Genomic DNA, 18,350 nt, shown 5'->3' with positions numbered 1-18,350 from the left:
CCACGTTTCCGCCTAGTATCTACCGGATGGTAACCCCCGGGGCACTCGTGAAACGGCCGAGCACGTGGATCGTGCTGGCGCTCACCGTGCTGTCCTTTGCGCAGCGTCCCGGTAGGACCACCTTCGACACGAAACTCGATCTCGCCGTGGATCCGCTCGCCTTCCTCGGCAGGGCGCTGCACCTGTGGAATCCCCAGGCGACGGCGGGGGAGTTGCAGAACCAGGCGTACGGCTATCTGTTCCCGATGGGGCCGTTCTTCGCGCTGTGCCAGGCAGTCGGGATACCGGTGTGGATCGCGCAGCGGTTGTGGTGCGCGATCCTGCTTTCGGTCGCGTTCGGCGGCGCGCTCCTCGTCGCCCGCGCGCTGAAAATAGGAAACGAACGGACTCGGCTGATCGGCGCAGTCGGTTACGCCCTCGCCCCGAGGATGGTCACCGAAATCGGTTCGCTGTCCTCGGAGATGCTGCCGGCCGTCCTGCTGCCTTGGGTGCTGCTGCCGCTGATCCTCGTCGATCGCATCGGCTCGCCGCGCCGGGCCGCCGGGTTGTCCGCGCTCGCCGTGCTGTGCATGGGCGGGATCAACGGCGCGATGGTCGTGATGGCGCTCGTGCTCCCGGGGTTGTGGTTGCTGACCCGGAAATGGCGAAGCACGCATGTCACGCTGGTCATCTGGTGGTTCGTCTTCGTCGTCGGCGTGGTGCTGTGGTGGTTCCTGCCGCTGGTGCTGCTCGGCCAGTACAGTCTGCCGTTCCTCGACTACATCGAATCCGCGACCAACACCACGGCGCCGATGTCGTTGTTCGAGGTGCTGCGCGGCACGAACCAGTGGGTCGCCTACGTCGTGCAGGGCACGCCGTGGTGGCCGTCGGGCTGGGCGCTGATCGACAATCCCGTGCTGATGGCGGCCACCGGGCTGGTGGCCGCGGTGGGGCTGTTCGGCCTCGCGCGGCGTGGCCTGCCTGAACGGCGTTTCCTGGTGCTCGGTGTGCTGACCGGGCTGACGCTGCTGACCGTCGGCTATGTCGGGACGCTCGACAGCCCGCTGGCGGAACCGGTGCGGCAGCTGCTCGACGGCCCGCTCGCGCCGCTGCGGAACGTCCACAAGTTCGAACCGGTGCTGCGGTTGCCGTTGATGCTGGCGTTCGTCCATGGCATCACAAGCCGTGGCAGCACCAGCGCCGCGCTGGCACTACGCCGCCATCTGCGGCCCGCGCTGGGCGCGCTGCTGGTCGTGGCGATGGCCGCGCCGGTCTGGCTGCTGACGTTGCGGCCCGGGCCGGGCTGGGACGAAGTACCGGGATATTGGTACGACGCGATGGGCCACGTCGCCAAGACCGACGCGACCGCACGCACGCTGCTCCTGCCCGCGACCGGATTCGGCGAGTACGACTGGGGCCGCACGGTGGACGAACCGGCGCAGGCCATCGCGGACAGTCCGTGGGCGGTGCGAAATCAGGTCCCGTTGGGCTCGGAAGGCAACACCCGCCTGATGGACTCCGTCGACGCCGCTTTGGCCGACGGCAGGGGAGATCCCGGGCTCGCGGCGCTGCTCGCGCGATCGGGCTACCGGTTCCTGGTGCTGCGCGGCGACATCGACCGCGCGAAGGTCGGCGCGCCCGACTTCACGACGTTGCGCGCCGGGCTGGCCGGGTCACCGGGGATCGAGAAGTCGGCCCAGTTCGGCCCGCTGGAGATCTTCGAGGTGAAACGGCCGGTGCCGCTCGTCACCGCGACGTCCGCGAAGGACGTCCCGACGGTGAGCGGCGGTCCGGAGAACCTGCTGCCGTTGATGAACTCCGGGCAGCTCGACCCCGGCACGCCGACGGTGCTGACCGGGGACGGCGGTTCGCCGACCGGGCCGCGGCTGGTCACCGACGGGCTGCGCCGCGCCGAACGCAACGTCGGCGGCGTGCGGGACAACCTGAGCCAGACCCTGACCGCCGGGGAATCCGCGCGGCAGCAACGAGCCGCGCTGGACGTCTTGCCGTTTCCCGGCGAGCAGCATCAGACCGTGGCCGCCTATCGGGGGATCCGTTCGGTCAACGCGTCGACGGCGGCTTCGTTCGCGGACGCGTTCGGCGGTTCGGATCCGAGCCATCAGCCGTTCGCCGCGCTGGACGGGGATCCGCGCACCGCTTGGCATTCGTCGAGTTTCACCGGTCCGATCGGCGAGTGGCTCGAAGTCGAGCTCGATACGCCGAGGCTGGTGAACTCGGTCGATCTCGCGATGGTCGACGACATCCGCGTCGGCTGGCCGCCGACCCGGATCCGGATCACCACGGACAACGGTTCCGTCGATCACCAGGTCGTCCGGGGTGCGGGGGCGCACCCCTATCCGGCGCCCGCGGGGGTGACGCGCAAGGTGCGGATCACGTTGCTGTCGCTCGTGGTCGGCAGGCAGGACGGCAACGTCGGGATCTCGGAGCTGAAGATCCCCGACGTCGACCCGCAACGAGCGCTCGAAGTCCCCGCCGACCTGGGCCCCGGTTCGGCGCCGGGCTTCGCGTTCACCCGGGGCGCGCAGCCGCGATACGCGTGCGTGCCCGACGGCGGACACGTCCGCTGCGATGCCAACGCGGGTCGCGACGGTGAAGAACCGGACGGGATCCGGCGGCTGTTCTCGACGACGTCGCCGAGCGCCTACGAGTTCGGCGGCACCGTGCTGCCCGCCGGTGGCGGCCGGTTCCCGGTGACCGTGCCCGGCGTGCAGGTGTCGGCGACTTCGCAACTGGGCGGGGATCCCTCGGCGAGCGGATTCGCCGCGGTGGACGGGAATCCCGCGACCACCTGGCTGCCCGACGTCACCGACCTGCGGCCGACGCTGATCCTGGACTGGGCGAAACCCCAGACGGTCTCGGGGATCCGCGTCGCCGCCGAGACGGGCGCGCCCGCGCGGTTGGAACTGACCACACCGACGTCGAGCCGCTCCGTCGAACTCGACACCTCCGGCGCGGCGACGTTCCCGCCCCTGGAAACCTCGCAGCTGAAGATCGCGTTCGCCGGCCTCGACGACGACCAGCGGACGCGGAACTCGCTGGGCATCGGGAGCCTGTCCCTGACCGGCGCCGAACTTCCCACTCCGGCCGCGGAATTCACCCTGCCCTGCGGATCGGGTCCGAACGTCCGCCTGGACGGCTTCGACTACGACACGTCCGTGCGCGGCACCCTCGCCGACTTCGTCGCGCACCGGCCGCTGACGCTCTCCGCGTGCCCCGATTCGGCGGGCGGCGTCGACCTGGCGGTGGGCGGGCACGAGCTGTGGACCGACCGGTCCGAGTCTTTTGTGGTCCAAGATCTCTGGCTCAAGCCTGTCGGGCAAGCTTCTGGAGTCGCCGGATACCGTGCCGTCACGGTGGATTCCTGGGACGCGACGTCCCGCTCGGTCAGCGTCGCAGGCGGCGACGAGTCCATTTTGGCCGTTCCGGAAAACGCGAACGCGGGCTGGACCGCTTCGCTGAACGGGACTCCGCTGGCGAAGACGCGCGTCGACGGCTGGCAGCAGGCGTGGATCCTGCCCGCCGGCTCCGGCGGTGTCGTGCGGCTGGAGTTCACCCCGGACTGGAAGTACCGGTCGGGTCTGCTGATCGGCGCGTTCGCGATCCTGCTGGTGCTGGTCGGCACCCTGTGGCCGGTCCGTCGGCGACGTGTTTCGGTCGAGGCGGGCTCTGGGCGGGTGGTCCCGGTGGTGCTCATCGGACTGCTGGCCGTCCTGGGCGGAATGCTGCCGATCGTGCTGCTGATCGCCGTCCTGCTCGCCCGCCAGTTCAGCGAACGCGCGCCGCGGTACCTCGCTTTCGGCGGCATGGTCGTGGGAACGCTCGTCGCGGTGGTGGGGCGGCTGCTGGGGCACGGTCAGGAGTGGGCCTACGGTCCGGTGACGCAGGCTTCGCTGCTGCTGGCGGCGGCGGCGATGGTGGCGACCTGTGTGCCTTGGTTCGGTGGACGCGAGTCCGAGGGTGACAGAGCGTGAGGGGTGTGTGGAAATAGAGACGTTGAATGTCCCTATTTCCACACACCCCCGCTTCACCGGACCGGTCACGACGTCAAGCCGCGTTTTCTGTCGGTGGGGTGGCTCAAGCTGATCAGGTGCGAAGAGGGGATTGGGCACAGCACCCACTGGTGACGAGCGGCCCGGCCGTGGTCGGGGCCAAGCGGCTCGAAGAGCTCGGTGTGCCCAGGAGAACGATCTGGCGCCGGTGCGAGCCCGGGGGTGTGTGGCGGATGCTGCTGCCCGGAATCGTGCTGCTCGGGAACGGTGAGCCGACCGAAGAACAGCGGATCGAGGCGGGCCTGCTGCACGCGCGTAAAGGGTCGATGCTCACCGGCGTGTCCGCGCTCAGGCGTTACGGCCTGAGAAACTTGCCGGATTTCGGTGACGTGCATGTCCTCGTTCCGGCCGAGCGGGCGATCGCCAGTACCGGGTTCATCCATGTCGAACGGACGCGACGTCTGCCGGCGCCGCGGATCAGAGCCGGTATTCCCACCGCTCCCGTGCCGCGGGCGGTGATCGACGCGGCACGACGAACCCCCGGTCTGGATCCGATCGTGGCGATGATGGCCGAAGCGGTGCAGGAGCGTCATTGCCTGCCCAGGGCACTCGCCGTCGAGATCGACGAGCGGTCTCGATTGGACCCGAGACTGCTACGGGCGCTGGCGCCGATCCAGGGCGGCGCGCAATCTGTCGCCGAGGCCGACGCGTGGAGTCTGTGGGCGCGTTCAGGACTACCGGCGTTCCGCTGGAACGTGAAGGTCTTCGATGCGACTGGCCGGTTCGTCGCGAAGCCGGACGGTTGGTGCGACGAGGTCGGATTCGCCTGGGAAGTCGATTCCCGCGGCTACCACTCCCAGGGCGACCACTTCCGCGCGACCCTCGCGCGAAACGCGCGTTATGCCGCGGCCGGGATCGTCGTACTCCAGACATTGCCGTCCCGTATCCGTACCGAACCGGACGCCGTCCTGGAAGAGCTCAGAGCGGCGTTTCGCAGTGCCCAGCGGCGCCCACGTCCTGACGTGCACATCGGATGAGCCGCTCACCTCCGCCGTGACCGCCACTCCAGCACAGCGCCCGACAGTGCGAGACCACCGGCACAGCAAGCGGCGACGGTCACCACCTGAACAGCCGAAGAGTGCAGCCAAGCGGTCACCAGCACCGTTTCCACCACGACGGTCGTCCACATCAGCACGGTCACCCGCCGGTCGCCGGCGGCGAGACGCGAGAACAGCAGGATCTGCACCAGCGCGAGCATCGAGCCGGCGAGGGCGAACGGCCAGACCGGCATGGTGCTGGCCGCGTAGCCGGAGCCGCCGATGAAGGTGAGCAAGCGCGGGCCGGCGACCACCGAGACGAGGAGCACGACGGCGTCGAGGGCGGCGCAGACGGCCAGGGCGGCGGGCAGGATGCGGCGCCGGTCGTCGCCGTTCGCGAAGCGGGGGAGCACCAGGACACCGACGGCTTGCGGGAGCCAGTAGGCGATCTTCGTGACGATCGCGCCGAGGGCGTACTCACCGGCTTCGGTCGCGGGGAGGGTGTGGCGCGCCAGCACCAGGTCTAGGTTCACCAGCAGGACCAGCGCCAGCATCGCCTGCGCCGCGTGCAGGACTTCGCCCGCGTTCCGGCCCGCCTTCCGGGGGCGCTGCCGTCCACAGAGGATCCAGCCACAGAAGATCACCAGGTACGAGCCGATCGCGGTCCCGGCCAGCGCGCCGGTGGCGTCGCCGCCGATCAGCAGGCCGATCAGCGAGCCGCCGACCTTGCCCGCGCCTTCGAGCGCCATGAGCCCGGCCAGGAGGGCGAAGCGGCCGCTGCCCTGCAGCAGGCCGTGGAAGAGCCCGAGCAGCGTCAGCGGGCCGAGCGTGACGGCGAGCAGGAGTGCGGGCACCACGGAATCCAGGTGCAGCACGAAGACCAGCACCGGCGCCAGGAGCAGGCCGATGGTCGCGACGATGGCACTCGTCGTGAGGCCGAGCGCGAGGAGCGTCCCGCTGTCCTGCAGTTTGCGGGCCACCCGCAGCGCGACGACGGTCTGCAGCCCCATCGCGGGGACGACACCGATCACCAGCACCGCCAGCAACGAGCTCAGCTCACCGAACGCGCTCGGCGCGAGCAGCCGGGCGGCGACGATGCTCAGCACGTAGGCGCCGGCGTTGTTGGCCGCCAGCACGAGGGAAACGAGGATCGCCGCGACACGCTTGTCGGTCCTGGTCGTCTCGACCTCGACGTCTACGCTCAACGGTGCTCCCATTACCGGCGAGTAATCGAGCGACCATAACCGCGATCGCGGCGGAAAGGGAAGAGCAGTTGGACGCACGGCGCGAACGTCTCGCCCTGGCCGCGGTGTCGGCCGGGCTGGCGTCGCTGGTGTTCCTGCCCGTGCTCGGACGCGGTTTCGTCCTGAGTTACGACATGGTGTTCGCCCAGCGTCAGTCGCTGATCCCGGACGCGCTCGGACTCGGTTCCGCCCTGCCGCGATCGGTTCCCGCCGACGCCGTGATCGCGCTCGCGACCGCGATCGTTCCCGGCGACGTCGTGCAGAAAATCGTCTTGCTGCTCTCGCTGTTCCTCGCGGCATACGGCGCAGGGCGGCTGGTCCCGACGGAGCAACTCGGTACGCGGATCGTCGCGGCCACCGGGTACGCGTGGACGGCCTATTTCGCGGAGCGGTTGTTCATCGGGCATTGGCCGCTCCTGCTCACCTACGCGTGCCTCCCGTGGATCGCGCGCGCGGCGCTTTCCTTGCGCCGGAACGAACCGAGGGCGCTCGCGCGGCTGGTGCTCGCCTGCGCCCCCGCCGTACTCACGCCACCCGGCGGTGTCTTGGCCGCGCTCACCGCGATCGTGCTGGCCGGGCCGCGGAAACTGGGCCATACCGTCGGTCTCGCCGTCGTGCTCAACCTGCCGTGGCTCGTCCCGACGTTCCTGCACGACGGCGGCACGCTGTCCGATCCCGCCGGAGTGGCCGCCTTCAGTGCCCGCGCGGAGAGCTGGGGCCCGGCGATCCTGAGCGTGCTCGGGCTCGGTGGAATCTGGAACGGTGACGTCGTACCCGGCAGCCGGGGCGCGCCGATGGCGCCGGTGCTGATCCTCGTCACGGTCGCCGTGGCGCTGGCCGGGCTCCGTCCCCTCGCGCGGAAGTGGGGGACGCCGCCGGCGAGAGCGTTGCTGCTGCTGGGCGTTCTCGGTGTCGTGCTCGCCGCCCTGGCGACACTGCCGTACGGCGAGCCCGTGCTCTCCTGGGCGATGGGGCACGTTCCCGGCGCGGGACTGCTGCGGGACGCGCAGAAATGGGTGGCCTGGTGGGCGCTGCCGGTCGCGCTCGGGTTCGCGCTGGCGGTCGAAGCCGCCGCCGCGCGCCTGCGGACCGGGGCGGCGCGTAGGGCACTCGTCGTGGCCGCCGCGCTCTTTCCCTTGCTCACCATGCCCGATCTCGCCTGGGGCGGCTGGGGAAGGCTCGAAGCGGTGCGCTACCCGGAGGACTGGAACGCCGTCCACCGGGTGCTGGCGGAAGACGACCGGCCCGGTGACGTCGTCGCGCTGCCGCTGTCCACGTTCCGCAGTTTCGCCTGGAACGACCACCGGACACAGCTGGACCCGGCGCCGCGGGCATTGCCCGAGACGGTCCTCGTCGACGACACACTCCGCGTCGGCGGCGAGGAGATCGCGGGCGAGGATTCCAGAATGGACCGTGTCCGCGCCGCGAAGTCGCCGGAAGACCTTTCCGCGGCGGGAATCGGCTGGATCCTGGTCGAACACGGGACGCCGGGGCGGGTCGACCCGCGGTTGCTGACCGGCGCGGAACAGGTGTGGTCCGGTGACTGGCTCACGCTTTACCGTACTCCCGGTGAGCCTGCTGTGACCGGGACGCGCTCATCGATCCCCGTGGTGCTGGCAAACGGAGTAGCGCTGTCATCGATCGCCGCCGCACTGTTGTGCCTCAAGTTACCGGTGCGTACATTGAGCCGACGCAGGAATTCCCTGTCTCGGAAGGAGTAGGTCTTGGGCACCCTCATCGGCGCGGCAGCCGCCGTCATCATCGGGCTCGCGACGGCCGCGGGCGGGAGTTACGCGCTGACGAACACCGCGGATCCGGACGCCGCACCCCAGGTGCAGGCGAAGATCAAGGAGCAGTTCAACCCGAACTCGAGCCCCGAGCACGTCATTTACGGCAACCGCTGAGCCGGTGTCCGAGCTCGCTTCCGACCATGCCGGCCGGGTCGTCGGGCTCTACGGCGATCCCACCGTTTCCTGGAGCATCCTCCTGGAAGCGAGACTGTCTTCGTTGCTGACGCCGGAAAAGGCGCGGATGCGGCTGGCGGTCGCGGTCGAGGAACGGCCGTGGCTCGGCGCCGTTCCCGAAGTCGTGGCCGTTTCCGGCGAAGAACTTTCGGCGATCCGCGATCGTTTCGCCGAGACCTCGTACGAACGTGGCGCGCCGTTGCTCCGGGTCGCGGTCGGCGTCGACGAGCCCGTCGTGCTGATCGCCGCGCATCACGGCGCCCTCGACGGCCTCGGCCTGCTCGCCGTCCTCGGGCTGGCGCTGGACATCCCGATCTCGTCCGCAGCCAAGGGAATCGGCGCACGCACGGCCGACCGCTCCTTTCTCGTGTCCGCCTTCCAGCGTCTCGCTGAAGCGCTTTTCGCACCTCCGGCGAGAATCACCCCGGAACGGGCGGAAAGTCGCCCAGGAGACGTTTTCAGTGCGCGGATTCTCCCTCGCTCGCGGCTCGGTTCCTCGGCCTTCGCGGCGGCCGCCGCCAAGCTGACCGAGACCTGGAACGCCCGGCACGGCGAGGAAGCCGTCAGGGTGGTGGCCGCGGTCGGCGCGTCCTTGCGCAGCGGAGCCGCGCCCGAACCCTTGCACGACAGCGCGTTCTTCCGGTTGCGGCTCGGCGGGAAATCCACGGTCGCCGAAGTGCGCGCGCTGCTGGCCGCGCAACCGCCGGAACCCGATTTCCCCGCCCGCAGCAGCAGGATCGCCCGGCTGGGCACCCGGCTGCTGGCGGGCAGGCTCGGTTCGACCTATCTGGTTTCCAATCTCGGCGTCGTTTCGGCGGCGGACGCGGTCACGTCGATCGCGTTCTATCCCGCCGCCAGCGGCCGCTCAGGCGTGGCGTTCGGCGCGGTGACCGTCGGCGAGACGAGCACCGTCACCGTGCGCGCCCGCCGCAAGGACTTCGACGACGCCGCCACGGCCGACTTGGCCGACGGGCTCGTGAAAGCCCTGCGGTGTCAGTGTCTTTAGGTGAACCCGTCGGTGATTCGGCACAGCGGGTTCACGCTAGGGTCACTTTCCGGACAAAACCTCAGCTCCGCCAACAGGCGTCAGCACCCTGGGATGGGGAACGGCCACCCCGGCCACGTCGCGCACGAGTGATTCGAAGCGGTTCACGCTATGCTCCCAGTCGAACAGGCTCGCCCACGTGATGCCGGCCTTGCCCATTTCCGTCCGCCGTGCCCGGTCGGCGAGCAGGCCGTCGACCTGTGCGGTGAAATCGGCGAAGTCATCGGCCAGCAGGCCGGTCTTGCCCTCCACGATGGATTCGGCCACCCCGCCCGCCGCCCGGTAGGCCACCGAGGGCACGCCGTGCGCGGCGGCCTCCATGATGACGATTCCCCAGCCTTCCTTGACCGACGGGCACAGGTGCAGCCAGGACCGTTCCAGGATCTCGTGCTTCTCGCCCTCGTCCACCCAGCCGTGCAGCCGCACGCGGTCTTCGACGCCTCTGTCGCGGGCGTGCTTGCGCAAGACCTCTTCCCACGGCCCCTGGCCCACGATCTCCAGCTTCAGCGTCGGCCAGCGCCGGGTCAGCTCCGCGACGACGTCGATCGCGTGCTCGATCCGCTTGTGCGGCACCAGCCTGCTGACCGCGACCAGCGTCGGCTCGGTGCCGCGGACGGCCTTGCCGCGCGGGGGCGTGTCCAACCCGTTGGGGACCACGGTGATCCGCGAGCCTTCGACGCCGAGCCCGGCCAGTTCGCCCTTGGTGATCTCGGAAACCGTGACGTAGCGGCAGTGCCGGAACAGCCACGGCGCCAGTCGCGACTCGATCCACCAGCCGACGCGGCCCAGAGTCTCGCCGAGCGCGCTGATCCACTGTTCCTTGTGGACGTGGTGCACCAGCACGAGAACCGGGCAACCGGCGACGAGCCTGGCGAAGAACGGCATCCCGTTCTGGACGTCGACGACGAGGTCGGCGTGCGCCTTCCGGATCGCCCGGAGCGCGTGGAGGTAGACACCGAACTTGTTGCCACGGCGGCGATAACGGACTCCGTCACGCCATTCCCCGGCGTTGGCGCCCGGGTACGCCGCGCACTGGATCTCGACCCGGTATCCCGCCTTGGCGAGTCCTTCGGCCATCCGTTCGACGTACCGCTCGGAGCCGCCGCCCTCCGGATGCCCGGTGTCGCGCCAGTTGACGAGCAGCACACGTGGCCGTTCCATCGTGGTTCTCCCAACCTGTTAGCGACAATGCTAGGTTACCGGTGCGTACACGGTAGATGAATCATTCTCGGAAAGCGATGGTTCGATGGTCGGTAATCGGTCGGTGGCCCCAGTGACGATGCCTCATCGCGCCACTTTGCGCAGATCGGTGACGTTGTTCCGCGCTTTTCTCACCGAACAGACGGATCCGGACGGCTTCTACTCGGTACTCGCCGGCGACTCGGTCCGGCAATTGGCGCAGCACACTCCGTTGAACGGCCGAACCATCGTCGACGTCGGTGGTGGGCCGGGCTATTTCTCCGACGCGTTCCGCGCCGCCGGAGCCACTTATCTCGGCATAGATCCCGACGTCGGAGAGCTGACGGCGCGGGGAGAGGCCGGCGAGAACATGGTCCGCGGCAGCGGGACGAAACTGCCGGTGCGCACCGCGTCCGTGGACGTCTGCTATTCGTCGAACGTCCTCGAACACGTTTCCGAACCGGAGGTCATGCTGGCCGAGATGTGCCGGGTGACCAAACCCGGCGGCACGATTTTCGCCTCGTTCACGCCGTGGTATTCGCCGTGGGGCGGTCACGAGACGGCGCCGTGGCATTTCCTCGGCGGCCACTACGCCCGGCGGCGGTATCTCGAAAAGAACGGCAAGGAGCCGAAGAACAAATTCGGGGAGAGCCTTTTCGCCTTTTCGGCAGGCGCGGCGATCCGGTGGGGGAAGGCCGCGCCGCTCGCCGATCTCCAGGAGGTCTACCCGCGCTACCACCCCTCCTGGGCCCAGTGGATCGCGCACGTTCCGGCGATCCGGGAGATCGCGTCGTGGAATCTGGTGATGGTGCTGCGCAAGCGTCAGTGACGCGAGGGGGCGCGGCGGCGCTTCACCAGCAGGAAGACCCCGAGCGCCAGGAAGGCCGCGCCGCCGATCCCGAGCACGATCGGCCCGGTGCTCCCGATGAAGTCCAGCTTGCCCTTGTTCTCGTCCACCTGCTTGACCATCGTGTCGACGGTCGCGTCGGTGAAGGCCAGCGTGCCGTCGAAGACGACCGTGGGCGTGGGGTTCGCGGCCGACCGCAGTTCCTGGTGCGACCGCTGTTCCTGCTTGACCTGGATCCCCGTCACCGGCTCGATCCAGCTCGTGATGGTGCCCTGGTAGAACTGGCCTGCCTCGACGGAGTCACCGGTGGCGCCGATGAGCGAGCCCGGCACCTTCCTCGTCGAGACCTTAGTGGCGGGGATCTCCTGGACGAATTTGTAGACCTCGACGCCCTTGATGTCCTCGACGCCCTGGAACCGGGCCTGGACGGCGCGGCCGGTGTTGTCGTCGTAGACCTGGTAGTCCTTCTGTTCGGTGCCGAAGGGGAACTTGAAGTTCAGGCCGGGCTGCGGCCGGTACTCCTGGATCTCCTTGGGCTTCTCACCCTCTTTTTCGGGCTTTTCCTTGAGTTTGGTGACGAAGCTGCTGTTGGCCGAGCACTTCGCTTCCTGGTCGCCGCCCGGAGGGACGTAGCCCTCGGCGGTGCGGCGGTCGAAGCAGACCTGGCGTTTGCTCGCGCTGACCACGGTCTGGTCGCTGGTGTCGACGACCGAGACGGCCATCAGCCACACGGCGACGTCCGTGCCCTCCCGCATTTCCGGCGGCGAGAAGTTCGCCACCACGCGGGCGGTCGCCTTCAGCTTCGCGTTGTCGCGGATCTCCGTGACGGTCTTGCCGTTCTCGGTCTTCACCGCGAGCACCTTGGACGCGGTGCCTTCGAGGATCGACGTCGATTCCTGGTTCAGGGGCACCTTGGCGAGCTCGGGCTTCACGTAGGTCGGCAGCAGTACCGCGCCGGCGACGGCGAACACCCCTAGTGCCAAGAAGATCAGGCTCAACGCTCGACGCAACGGTCCTCCTGGTGAGACACATTACCCATCGGTAATCAGTCGCCAGATACTGGCTCCTCGGCCGGTCAGCGTCAAAGGTGTGACCGCCGGTCACAGGCACCGCGTGCGACCGGAAGGCGGTACGCGCGCCGCCATTCGGACCAGGCAGCCAAACATGTTTGTTCCCGGGAACAACGTGAGCGGGACCACCATCGGACGACTTCCGGTGCGTGGAAAGGAACTCTGTGCCGCAGGACCCGAACGATCCCCGCGCGCTGGACATCGGCGCCTACTCGGATTCGATCACCGACGTCGAGCTCCGCGACGCCGTCGCCGACGTCGCCGCGCTGCTTTCGTTGCACGGCAACGTGATTCGTGATCTCGACGCCAGGAGATCACGGTGGCGCCCCGGACGGCGGTCCCCGCACCCCGATATCGTCCTGTCGGCGGCCGGAAGACGTCCACAGTGGACGAGGTCCGCGAATCCCGAGGTGACCCTGCCGGTCGCCACGACCGCGCGCGGCCGGACCCTCGCCGTGCGGCTCACCGCGCGGCCCGGGCTCGGGCACACGCTGCTGGACCTCGCGAGGATCATCGACGCCGACATGGCGCCGGAGCGAAGAGCCTAAGCGTCACCCAGGCGGACCGCCTCCAGCGCGACATAGAGCTCGCCGACGTCGACCGGGTCGGACAGGTCGCGTCTGGTCAGGTCCTGCACGCGGCGCAACCGGTACCGGACCGTGTTCGGGTGGACGATCAGCCGGTCCGCGGCCTCCTTGGCCGAGCCGTGCCCGGCGAACCACGCGACCAGCGTGTCGAGCAGGACCTGCCGCTCCGGCTTGGGCAGCACCAGGAGCCCGGTCAGCACCGAACGCAGGACGTCCCGCGACATCTCCGGCGCGCTCGCGACCAGCGTGGTGACCGGCGAGTCGCCGAAGACGGCGACCCCGGCAGTACCGGTGGTCAGTGAGCGGCGGGCGATCCGGGCCCGGTGGACCGCGTCCGGTACCTCGAGGAACCCGTTGAACGGCCTGCTCATCCCGACCGCCAGCGGCAGGGTGCCCAGTACGTCGCGCAGCCGCCGGATGTCCTCGACGCGATCGATCACGACCAGGCCGACCTCGGCGCCGGGCCGCCAGGCCGACTTCCAGCGCCGGGCTCGCAGCAGGGCTTCGACACCGGGCCGTTCGTCGGGCTCGAGGGGTTCGGTCACGACGGCGACGAAGGTGCCCGCCGCCGGGACGCCGAGTTCCCGGGCGGCGTTCTCGAGTTCGGTCTGGGTGGCGAACCGGCCCTGCAGCAGGCCGTCCAGGAGGGCGAGCTTCTCGTGGGAGAGCTCGGCGGCGACCTCGCTGTACGCGGTGGTCAGCGCGTCGGAGTAGAGATCGATGGTCTTCCATACACCTGCGTTGATCTCCACCGTGCGGGCCGGGTTGATTGATCCGGGGCCCGCCAGCTCCAGCAGGCGCTCGTAGACGAAGATCCCGCCGATCCGGAACGCGCGGAGCACGGACGGTAACGGGATACCCTGCCTGGCCTGGGCCAGCCCGGTCTTGCGGGCCGCGTCGAGCGGGAGCCCCCGCCCCTCGACGAGCGCGGTCAGCGCCCGCTCGAGATTCGCCCGGCAGACCTTGCGCAACTCGTCCGGCGCGGTGCTGTCCACCTGGTGATAGAACTCGTCCTCGTCGCTGAGGAGCCGGGCGAGGCGGTCACTGAACTCGGGCAGCCGGGTGAGCATCGCCTGCATGAGCACACGCTGCTCCCGGGGTGCGGGAGTAGCGAGAGCTTCGGTGCCCATCCGCCAACTCTAACCCGCATCCGTGGCCGCTTTTTATCACGATGCGACGAAAGGGCGGTTTCACGAGCTGAGCGCGGTTGACAACCTGCGCAGGATGTCGCGGGCTTGCCGCAGCTCACCGGGGGTGACACCGCTGTCGTCGAGCACGTCCCGACGCCGGGAGTCGCTCGCGTCCCACAGCCGCTCAAGCAGTCGTGAACCCTCGGGCGTGATGGCGTACAGGGGTGAGCGGCGATGGGCGGGATTCGGCTCCGCGCGAAGCTGGCCCGCCTCGGCCAGGTCGTCCGCGACGCGTTGAACGGCCTGGCGAACCTGGCCGAGTCGCCGCGCGATGGCGGGGACGGCGAGCGGTTCTTCGGACACCGTGCTCAGCACATGCCAGCGGGCGACCGTGGTGCCCAGTCCGGCCGCTTCACGCTCGCTGATCCGGCGGCTCAGTCCCGCCACTTCGTAGACGTCGGCGATCAGCAGCCGGTAGTCGTGGACGAGGTCGGTCATATTTGACAGCATACTGTCAAAAAGTCATCCTGGCCCGTATGGACGTCACGGAACGGCTCGCCGCCGTCTTCACCGCCACGGGGCCGCGTCCCGAACTCGCCGGACGGCTGGCCGTGTTCGAGCCGCTGATCGGCAGCTGGGATCTCGTGGTGCATAACTACGCCGAGGACGGCACCGTCCGGACCGTCGACGGGGAATGGCATTTCGGCTGGGCGCTCGACGGCCGCGCGCTGGCCGACGTGTGGATCAGTCCCGCCCGGGCGAGCAGGGGCGGTGATGTGGACGGGGAGTGGGGGATGAGCCTGCGCTTCCACGACGAAAAGATCGGCGCGTTCCGGTCGACCTGGCTCGGCCCCGGCAACGGCTGGGTGATCCCGTTCCTCGGCAAGCGGACGGAGGACGGCTTCGAGATCGAATCCGACACCGACGGTGTCCGGCGCCGGTGGATCTTCTCCGAGCTGACCGGCGACAGTTTCTCCTGGCGGGCGGAGGAAACGCTGCCGGACGAGAACCCCTTCGTCCGGCAGCGTTTCGAGGCCACTCGCGCGATCAGTGGTTGATCTTGAACCACGGCTGCGACCAGCCGAGATAGGTGTAGCCCCACGTGTTCTTGATCTCGGCGATCGTGGTCTCGGTGAAGCTGCCGGGGCCATGGATGTCGTTCGACAGGAATTTGCCGCCGCCGATGGAGAACATCGCGTGGCCGGTACCGCCGTTGCTGAAGAAGGCGAGCCCGCCCGCGGGGACCTGGGTGTCACCGGGGTGCTTGAACGAGCCGGGGATCTGCGTCCAGTGGACGTAGGCCGTTTCCGAGCCGCTCGCGTTCCAGCCGTAGGCCCACGCGTTGATCCGGTCGCACCAGCGGTAGTAGTCGGGGTCGTTGTGGGTGTGCACGTGTGCCTTCGCCCACGCGATGGCTTCGGCGCAGGTCCGCGGGTTGCCGGTACCCGCGGTGGAGCAGGAAAGGGTGCTGCCGGCGCAGTTCGGGGCGACGCGGCCGTCCGAACCGGTGTAGACGTAGGCGTCGCTGATGTAGCCGCCCTTCGACGGCACGTAGTCCCAGATGTCGGTGGTGCCGTACTTCCCGGTCACGGTCGAGCCGTTCGTCTGGCAGTCGATCGTGACGGCGGTGCCGCTCGCGACGGTGCCGACCGAACTCGCGGTGGTGCTCGGGCTCGACCGCACGGTCACCGCCGCCCCGGAGTCGGTGTTCACCGTGCCCGTCGCCGCGAGCGCCTCGCCCGCGCCGCCGAGCATGATCGCCCCGGCAAGGGCGGCCGTGCCCATCATGCCCCTGGCGATCCTCGATCGGATCTTCATCTCTGTCCTCCAGTGGTTCCCCGATTAGGAGGACAGGATGGTGGAGCCCCGTACAAGGCACGTACAAGAAATCGATCGTCCGAAGTGGACGGTTCTATACCGGGACGAGCTCCGGTTCGGCGACTGATCCGATGATCGGGACATCACTCGCGTAACGCGCGTTCCGCTCGGTGAGCAACGTCCGGAGCCGCGCGAGCGCGCGGAACTGGGCCGCGCGGACCGCTCCCGCGCTCGGCAGGCCGAGCCGTTCGGCCGTCTCCTCGGCCGAAAGCCCGAACACGAACCGGAGCGCGAGCACCTGCCGGTGCGGCATCGGCAATCTCGCCAGCAGGACACCGGCCTGCAGCCGATGTTCGAGGCGTTCGAGCTCGTCGGGGTCGCGGCGGGCCCAAAATGGCAGCCCGTCGCCGATCTCCGGCACGGAGGCGACCGGTTCGCGGGAGCGGCGCCGGTGCAGATCGGCCACCTTGTGCCCGGCGATCCCCAGGACGAACGCGAGGAACCGGTCCGGGCGGTACCGGTAGCGGGGCAACGCGATCAGGACCGCCTGCAATACCTCCTGCGCGCAGTCCTGTGCGTCGCAAGCGCCCGTTCCGGCGCTCCCGAGCCTGCTCGCGCAGTAGCGGAACACGTGCGGGCAAAGGAAACGGGTCAACTCCCGGATCGCGTCCGGATCACCGGCCACGGCCGCCCGGACCACCCTGCTCTCCGGGTTGGGCAAGCGTCCCGCCGTGGCGGCGGCACGGGAATCCGCGGGGACCGTCGATGGCGCTACCTCGTCCAAGTCTGCACTCCTGGTTCGCGGGAACTGGCCGCCAAGGGTGCGCCCGTCATCGGGGACTGGGACTTCGTGCGCGGTGGTCCAGCTTGCCGTTCCGGACGAGGGATGTCCACACGGCGGGCCGGAAGTCATCCGAACCGCGCAATGTCTACTGTGGACACTCGCGGGGCGCCATCTTGAAGCAGGACAGCACCGGGGGATAGGCGGTGGTATCGGTGCTGAGGAGATCCGAGGTCCAGACCAGGCAGTGCGCGAGAACCCGGATCCGCTGGTCGAGATCGGTGTTCTCGCAGGCCTCGCCGATCTGGTCGGCGCAGGTGTCCCGGTCGTCGCGAACGTTGGCGGCGATGGCGCGGACGATCGCGGCCACGCCCGGATCGAGCCGGTCGGGCCGGACCGTCATGCCCGCGTGATCCCGCAGGCGCAGGGTGAACGGTTCACCGATCCGCAGCGACCGGCGGCGGTCCTTGGCCGCCAAGGAGAACGTGTCGACCAGTCGTCCGACGACGTCACCGAACGCCGGTGCGCGCGCGGTGGAGGAAGCGATGGACACGAGCGCGGTGGCGAGCTGGTCGGCTTCGCCCGATCTGGTGAGCGACAGGAGATCGCGGGCGACGGTGTGCGCGCGTTTGGCGGTGGGTGTCATGTCGGGCCCCTCGTTCGTCGTGCCGCCTCCCGATACCCGTCCGGGTGACGGCCAAACCCGAATGGCGGTCGAATGCTGCCGGATGGGGGCGTGGGTTGGGCCGTTCGGCTCAGGCCGATGGGCACTCTCCGACGCGCAAGTAACCGCTCACGGCGGCGACGACCTGATCCTCACGAGACGGTTCGAGGTTCCGCACCCATACCCGGAGCGCGTCGAGAAAGCCGGCGAGATCCCGGTTCACGCCTTGGAGAAGTCCGGGGAGGTCCTGGCGCCGGATCTCCAGCCGCCGTCCGTCGAGGGATCCCCAGTCCTCGTCGTCGGCGTCCGGCCAGAACCGGATGATCTCGCCGTCGAACTCGAACACCGACCCCGGCCCGTGACCGAGATAGGGTCCGTTCCCGTCCGCCAGCCCGTGCCAGTCCGGCCAGTCGGTCAGGTCGGCGCAGCAACCTGGAGTCACGACGATGCCCTCGGCCTCGAGCCGCAGACCGCCGGGGAGGAAGGTGCGCTCGAGCCGTACCAGCTCGTCGAACGCGGTCCCGAGGTCGGGCCGAGTGAGTTCGCCGCTCGTGCTGTGCCCGAGCAGGGAGAGCACCACCGCGCCGACGTCGTCGGAGGGCATTTCGCGGTGCAGGGGGATCCACTCGCCGTCGTTGCCGCGAAACGGCCACAGCTCGAACGACGAATAGTCGTTTGGCAAGGATTCCACCACCGGGAAGAGCTTGGGCATGCGCTGACGATACGGTGCGTGCACCCTGCCGCAGAGGCTGGTTCCCGTCGACGACCAAAGCGGGGTTTCGTGACGCACGCAAACCGTCCATAAAGGACATATGCGATTTGGGTGCTCCGTGCGGGGGGTCGTGAGTGGCAATGGTCGTTCTAACCCTCTGTCTGAGTTCAGGACATCGTGAACAGTCGATGTTTCAGGACATCGTGAACACTGACCGGCCTGTCGGCGTGGTGACCAGGGTGTTCGTTGTGATCATCCGACGATGGGCAGTACAGGGTTTTCG

The 18,350-nt window shown here is 69.0% G+C and carries 17 protein-coding genes; 8 read left to right on the top strand and 9 right to left on the bottom strand.

Features of this window, described 5'->3' with window-relative positions; all coding sequences use genetic code 11:
* The first annotated feature begins 26 nt into the window (after positions 1-26).
* Together ACLJQ7_RS42445 and ACLJQ7_RS42440 are read left to right on the top strand one after the other, a co-directional pair.
* Positions 27-3,971, top strand: a complete 3,945-nt coding sequence (locus ACLJQ7_RS42445) for an alpha-(1->3)-arabinofuranosyltransferase (RefSeq protein WP_410653845.1) — start codon at positions 27-29, stop codon at positions 3,969-3,971.
* Between the two features lie 116 nt (positions 3,972-4,087).
* Complete coding sequence (locus ACLJQ7_RS42440; protein WP_410653844.1) at positions 4,088-5,026, top strand: hypothetical protein; 939 nt, start codon at positions 4,088-4,090, stop codon at positions 5,024-5,026.
* 5 nt (positions 5,027-5,031) lie between these two features.
* Here ACLJQ7_RS42440 and ACLJQ7_RS42435 read toward each other — a convergent pair whose 3' ends face one another.
* Positions 5,032-6,231 carry a lipopolysaccharide biosynthesis protein gene (locus ACLJQ7_RS42435; protein ID WP_410653843.1) on the bottom strand — a complete coding sequence of 400 codons (1,200 nt, stop codon included), beginning with the start codon at positions 6,229-6,231 and terminating at the stop codon, positions 5,032-5,034.
* A gap of 68 nt (positions 6,232-6,299) precedes the next feature.
* Between ACLJQ7_RS42435 and ACLJQ7_RS42430 the strand changes: the two genes are divergently transcribed.
* The 3 genes from ACLJQ7_RS42430 to ACLJQ7_RS42420 are packed head-to-tail and all read left to right on the top strand — an operon-like array spanning position 6,300 to position 9,240.
* The gene (locus ACLJQ7_RS42430; protein ID WP_410653842.1) at positions 6,300-7,991 is read left to right on the top strand and encodes a hypothetical protein; all 1,692 of its coding nucleotides are present in this window, start codon (positions 6,300-6,302) and stop codon (positions 7,989-7,991) included.
* 3 nt (positions 7,992-7,994) lie between these two features.
* On the top strand, positions 7,995-8,174 hold the full coding sequence (locus tag ACLJQ7_RS42425) for a hypothetical protein (protein WP_016335312.1): 180 nt from the start codon (positions 7,995-7,997) through the stop codon (positions 8,172-8,174).
* Between the two features lie 4 nt (positions 8,175-8,178).
* Entirely contained in the window at positions 8,179-9,240 is a 1,062-nt protein-coding gene (locus tag ACLJQ7_RS42420; RefSeq protein ID WP_410653841.1) for a hypothetical protein, read from the top strand.
* A gap of 42 nt (positions 9,241-9,282) precedes the next feature.
* Here ACLJQ7_RS42420 and ACLJQ7_RS42415 read toward each other — a convergent pair whose 3' ends face one another.
* A complete protein-coding gene (locus ACLJQ7_RS42415) occupies positions 9,283-10,440 on the bottom strand; it encodes a glycosyltransferase family 4 protein (RefSeq protein ID WP_410653840.1) in 1,158 nt (385 codons plus the stop codon).
* 148 nt (positions 10,441-10,588) lie between these two features.
* On the opposite strand from ACLJQ7_RS42415, the gene ACLJQ7_RS42410 reads away from it, so the two are divergent.
* Positions 10,589-11,287, top strand: a complete 699-nt coding sequence (locus ACLJQ7_RS42410; protein WP_410653854.1) for a methyltransferase domain-containing protein — start codon at positions 10,589-10,591, stop codon at positions 11,285-11,287.
* Here the strand turns inward: ACLJQ7_RS42410 and ACLJQ7_RS42405 are convergent.
* Entirely contained in the window at positions 11,281-12,315 is a 1,035-nt protein-coding gene (locus tag ACLJQ7_RS42405; RefSeq protein WP_410653839.1) for a DUF3068 domain-containing protein, read from the bottom strand. The genes ACLJQ7_RS42410 and ACLJQ7_RS42405 overlap by 7 nt on opposite strands.
* 224 nt (positions 12,316-12,539) lie before the next feature.
* On the opposite strand from ACLJQ7_RS42405, the gene ACLJQ7_RS42400 reads away from it, so the two are divergent.
* Positions 12,540-12,923 carry a hypothetical protein gene (locus ACLJQ7_RS42400; RefSeq protein WP_410653838.1) on the top strand — a complete coding sequence of 128 codons (384 nt, stop codon included), beginning with the start codon at positions 12,540-12,542 and terminating at the stop codon, positions 12,921-12,923.
* Here ACLJQ7_RS42400 and ACLJQ7_RS42395 read toward each other — a convergent pair.
* Together ACLJQ7_RS42395 and ACLJQ7_RS42390 are read right to left on the bottom strand one after the other, a co-directional pair.
* A complete protein-coding gene (locus tag ACLJQ7_RS42395) occupies positions 12,920-14,092 on the bottom strand; it encodes a PucR family transcriptional regulator (RefSeq protein WP_410653837.1) in 1,173 nt (390 codons plus the stop codon). The genes ACLJQ7_RS42400 and ACLJQ7_RS42395 overlap by 4 nt on opposite strands.
* Positions 14,093-14,152: 60 nt before the next feature.
* On the bottom strand, positions 14,153-14,590 hold the full coding sequence (locus ACLJQ7_RS42390) for a MarR family winged helix-turn-helix transcriptional regulator (RefSeq protein ID WP_410653836.1): 438 nt from the start codon (positions 14,588-14,590) through the stop codon (positions 14,153-14,155).
* 38 nt (positions 14,591-14,628) lie between these two features.
* Here ACLJQ7_RS42390 and ACLJQ7_RS42385 point away from each other — a divergent pair, with 38 nt between their 5' ends.
* Complete coding sequence (locus tag ACLJQ7_RS42385; RefSeq protein ID WP_410653835.1) at positions 14,629-15,150, top strand: hypothetical protein; 522 nt, start codon at positions 14,629-14,631, stop codon at positions 15,148-15,150.
* On the opposite strand, the gene ACLJQ7_RS42380 is transcribed toward ACLJQ7_RS42385, so the two are convergent.
* From ACLJQ7_RS42380 to ACLJQ7_RS42365, 4 genes are all read right to left on the bottom strand, one after another.
* Entirely contained in the window at positions 15,140-15,910 is a 771-nt protein-coding gene (locus tag ACLJQ7_RS42380; protein ID WP_410653834.1) for a hypothetical protein, read from the bottom strand. The two genes, ACLJQ7_RS42385 and ACLJQ7_RS42380, sit on opposite strands and share 11 nt — an antisense overlap.
* Before the next feature lie 94 nt (positions 15,911-16,004).
* Positions 16,005-16,694 (bottom strand): sigma-70 family RNA polymerase sigma factor, encoded by a 690-nt coding sequence (locus ACLJQ7_RS42375; RefSeq protein ID WP_410653833.1) that lies wholly within the window; start codon positions 16,692-16,694, stop codon positions 16,005-16,007.
* Between the two features lie 145 nt (positions 16,695-16,839).
* Complete coding sequence (locus ACLJQ7_RS42370) at positions 16,840-17,337, bottom strand: hypothetical protein (protein WP_410653832.1); 498 nt, start codon at positions 17,335-17,337, stop codon at positions 16,840-16,842.
* A 109-nt stretch (positions 17,338-17,446) separates the two neighbouring features.
* Positions 17,447-18,067 carry a hypothetical protein gene (locus ACLJQ7_RS42365; protein ID WP_410653831.1) on the bottom strand — a complete coding sequence of 207 codons (621 nt, stop codon included), beginning with the start codon at positions 18,065-18,067 and terminating at the stop codon, positions 17,447-17,449.
* Positions 18,068-18,350 lie beyond the last annotated feature (283 nt).

Source organism: Amycolatopsis sp. cmx-4-54, from assembly GCF_046548895.1.
Lineage (GTDB): Bacteria > Actinomycetota > Actinomycetes > Mycobacteriales > Pseudonocardiaceae > Amycolatopsis.
This window is presented reverse-complemented; position numbering and strand designations above follow the sequence as displayed.

Coding starts and splice junctions, on each gene's coding strand:
- ACLJQ7_RS42445 (WP_410653845.1), top strand. CDS start 27: ATGGTAACCCCCGGGGCACTCGTGAAACGGCCGAGCACGTGGATCGTG.
- ACLJQ7_RS42415 (WP_410653840.1), bottom strand. CDS start 10,440: ATGGAACGGCCACGTGTGCTGCTCGTCAACTGGCGCGACACCGGGCAT.
- ACLJQ7_RS42395 (WP_410653837.1), bottom strand. CDS start 14,092: ATGGGCACCGAAGCTCTCGCTACTCCCGCACCCCGGGAGCAGCGTGTG.
- ACLJQ7_RS42390 (WP_410653836.1), bottom strand. CDS start 14,590: ATGACCGACCTCGTCCACGACTACCGGCTGCTGATCGCCGACGTCTAC.
- ACLJQ7_RS42385 (WP_410653835.1), top strand. CDS start 14,629: ATGGACGTCACGGAACGGCTCGCCGCCGTCTTCACCGCCACGGGGCCG.
- ACLJQ7_RS42380 (WP_410653834.1), bottom strand. CDS start 15,910: ATGAAGATCCGATCGAGGATCGCCAGGGGCATGATGGGCACGGCCGCC.
- ACLJQ7_RS42370 (WP_410653832.1), bottom strand. CDS start 17,337: ATGACACCCACCGCCAAACGCGCGCACACCGTCGCCCGCGATCTCCTG.
- ACLJQ7_RS42365 (WP_410653831.1), bottom strand. CDS start 18,067: ATGCCCAAGCTCTTCCCGGTGGTGGAATCCTTGCCAAACGACTATTCG.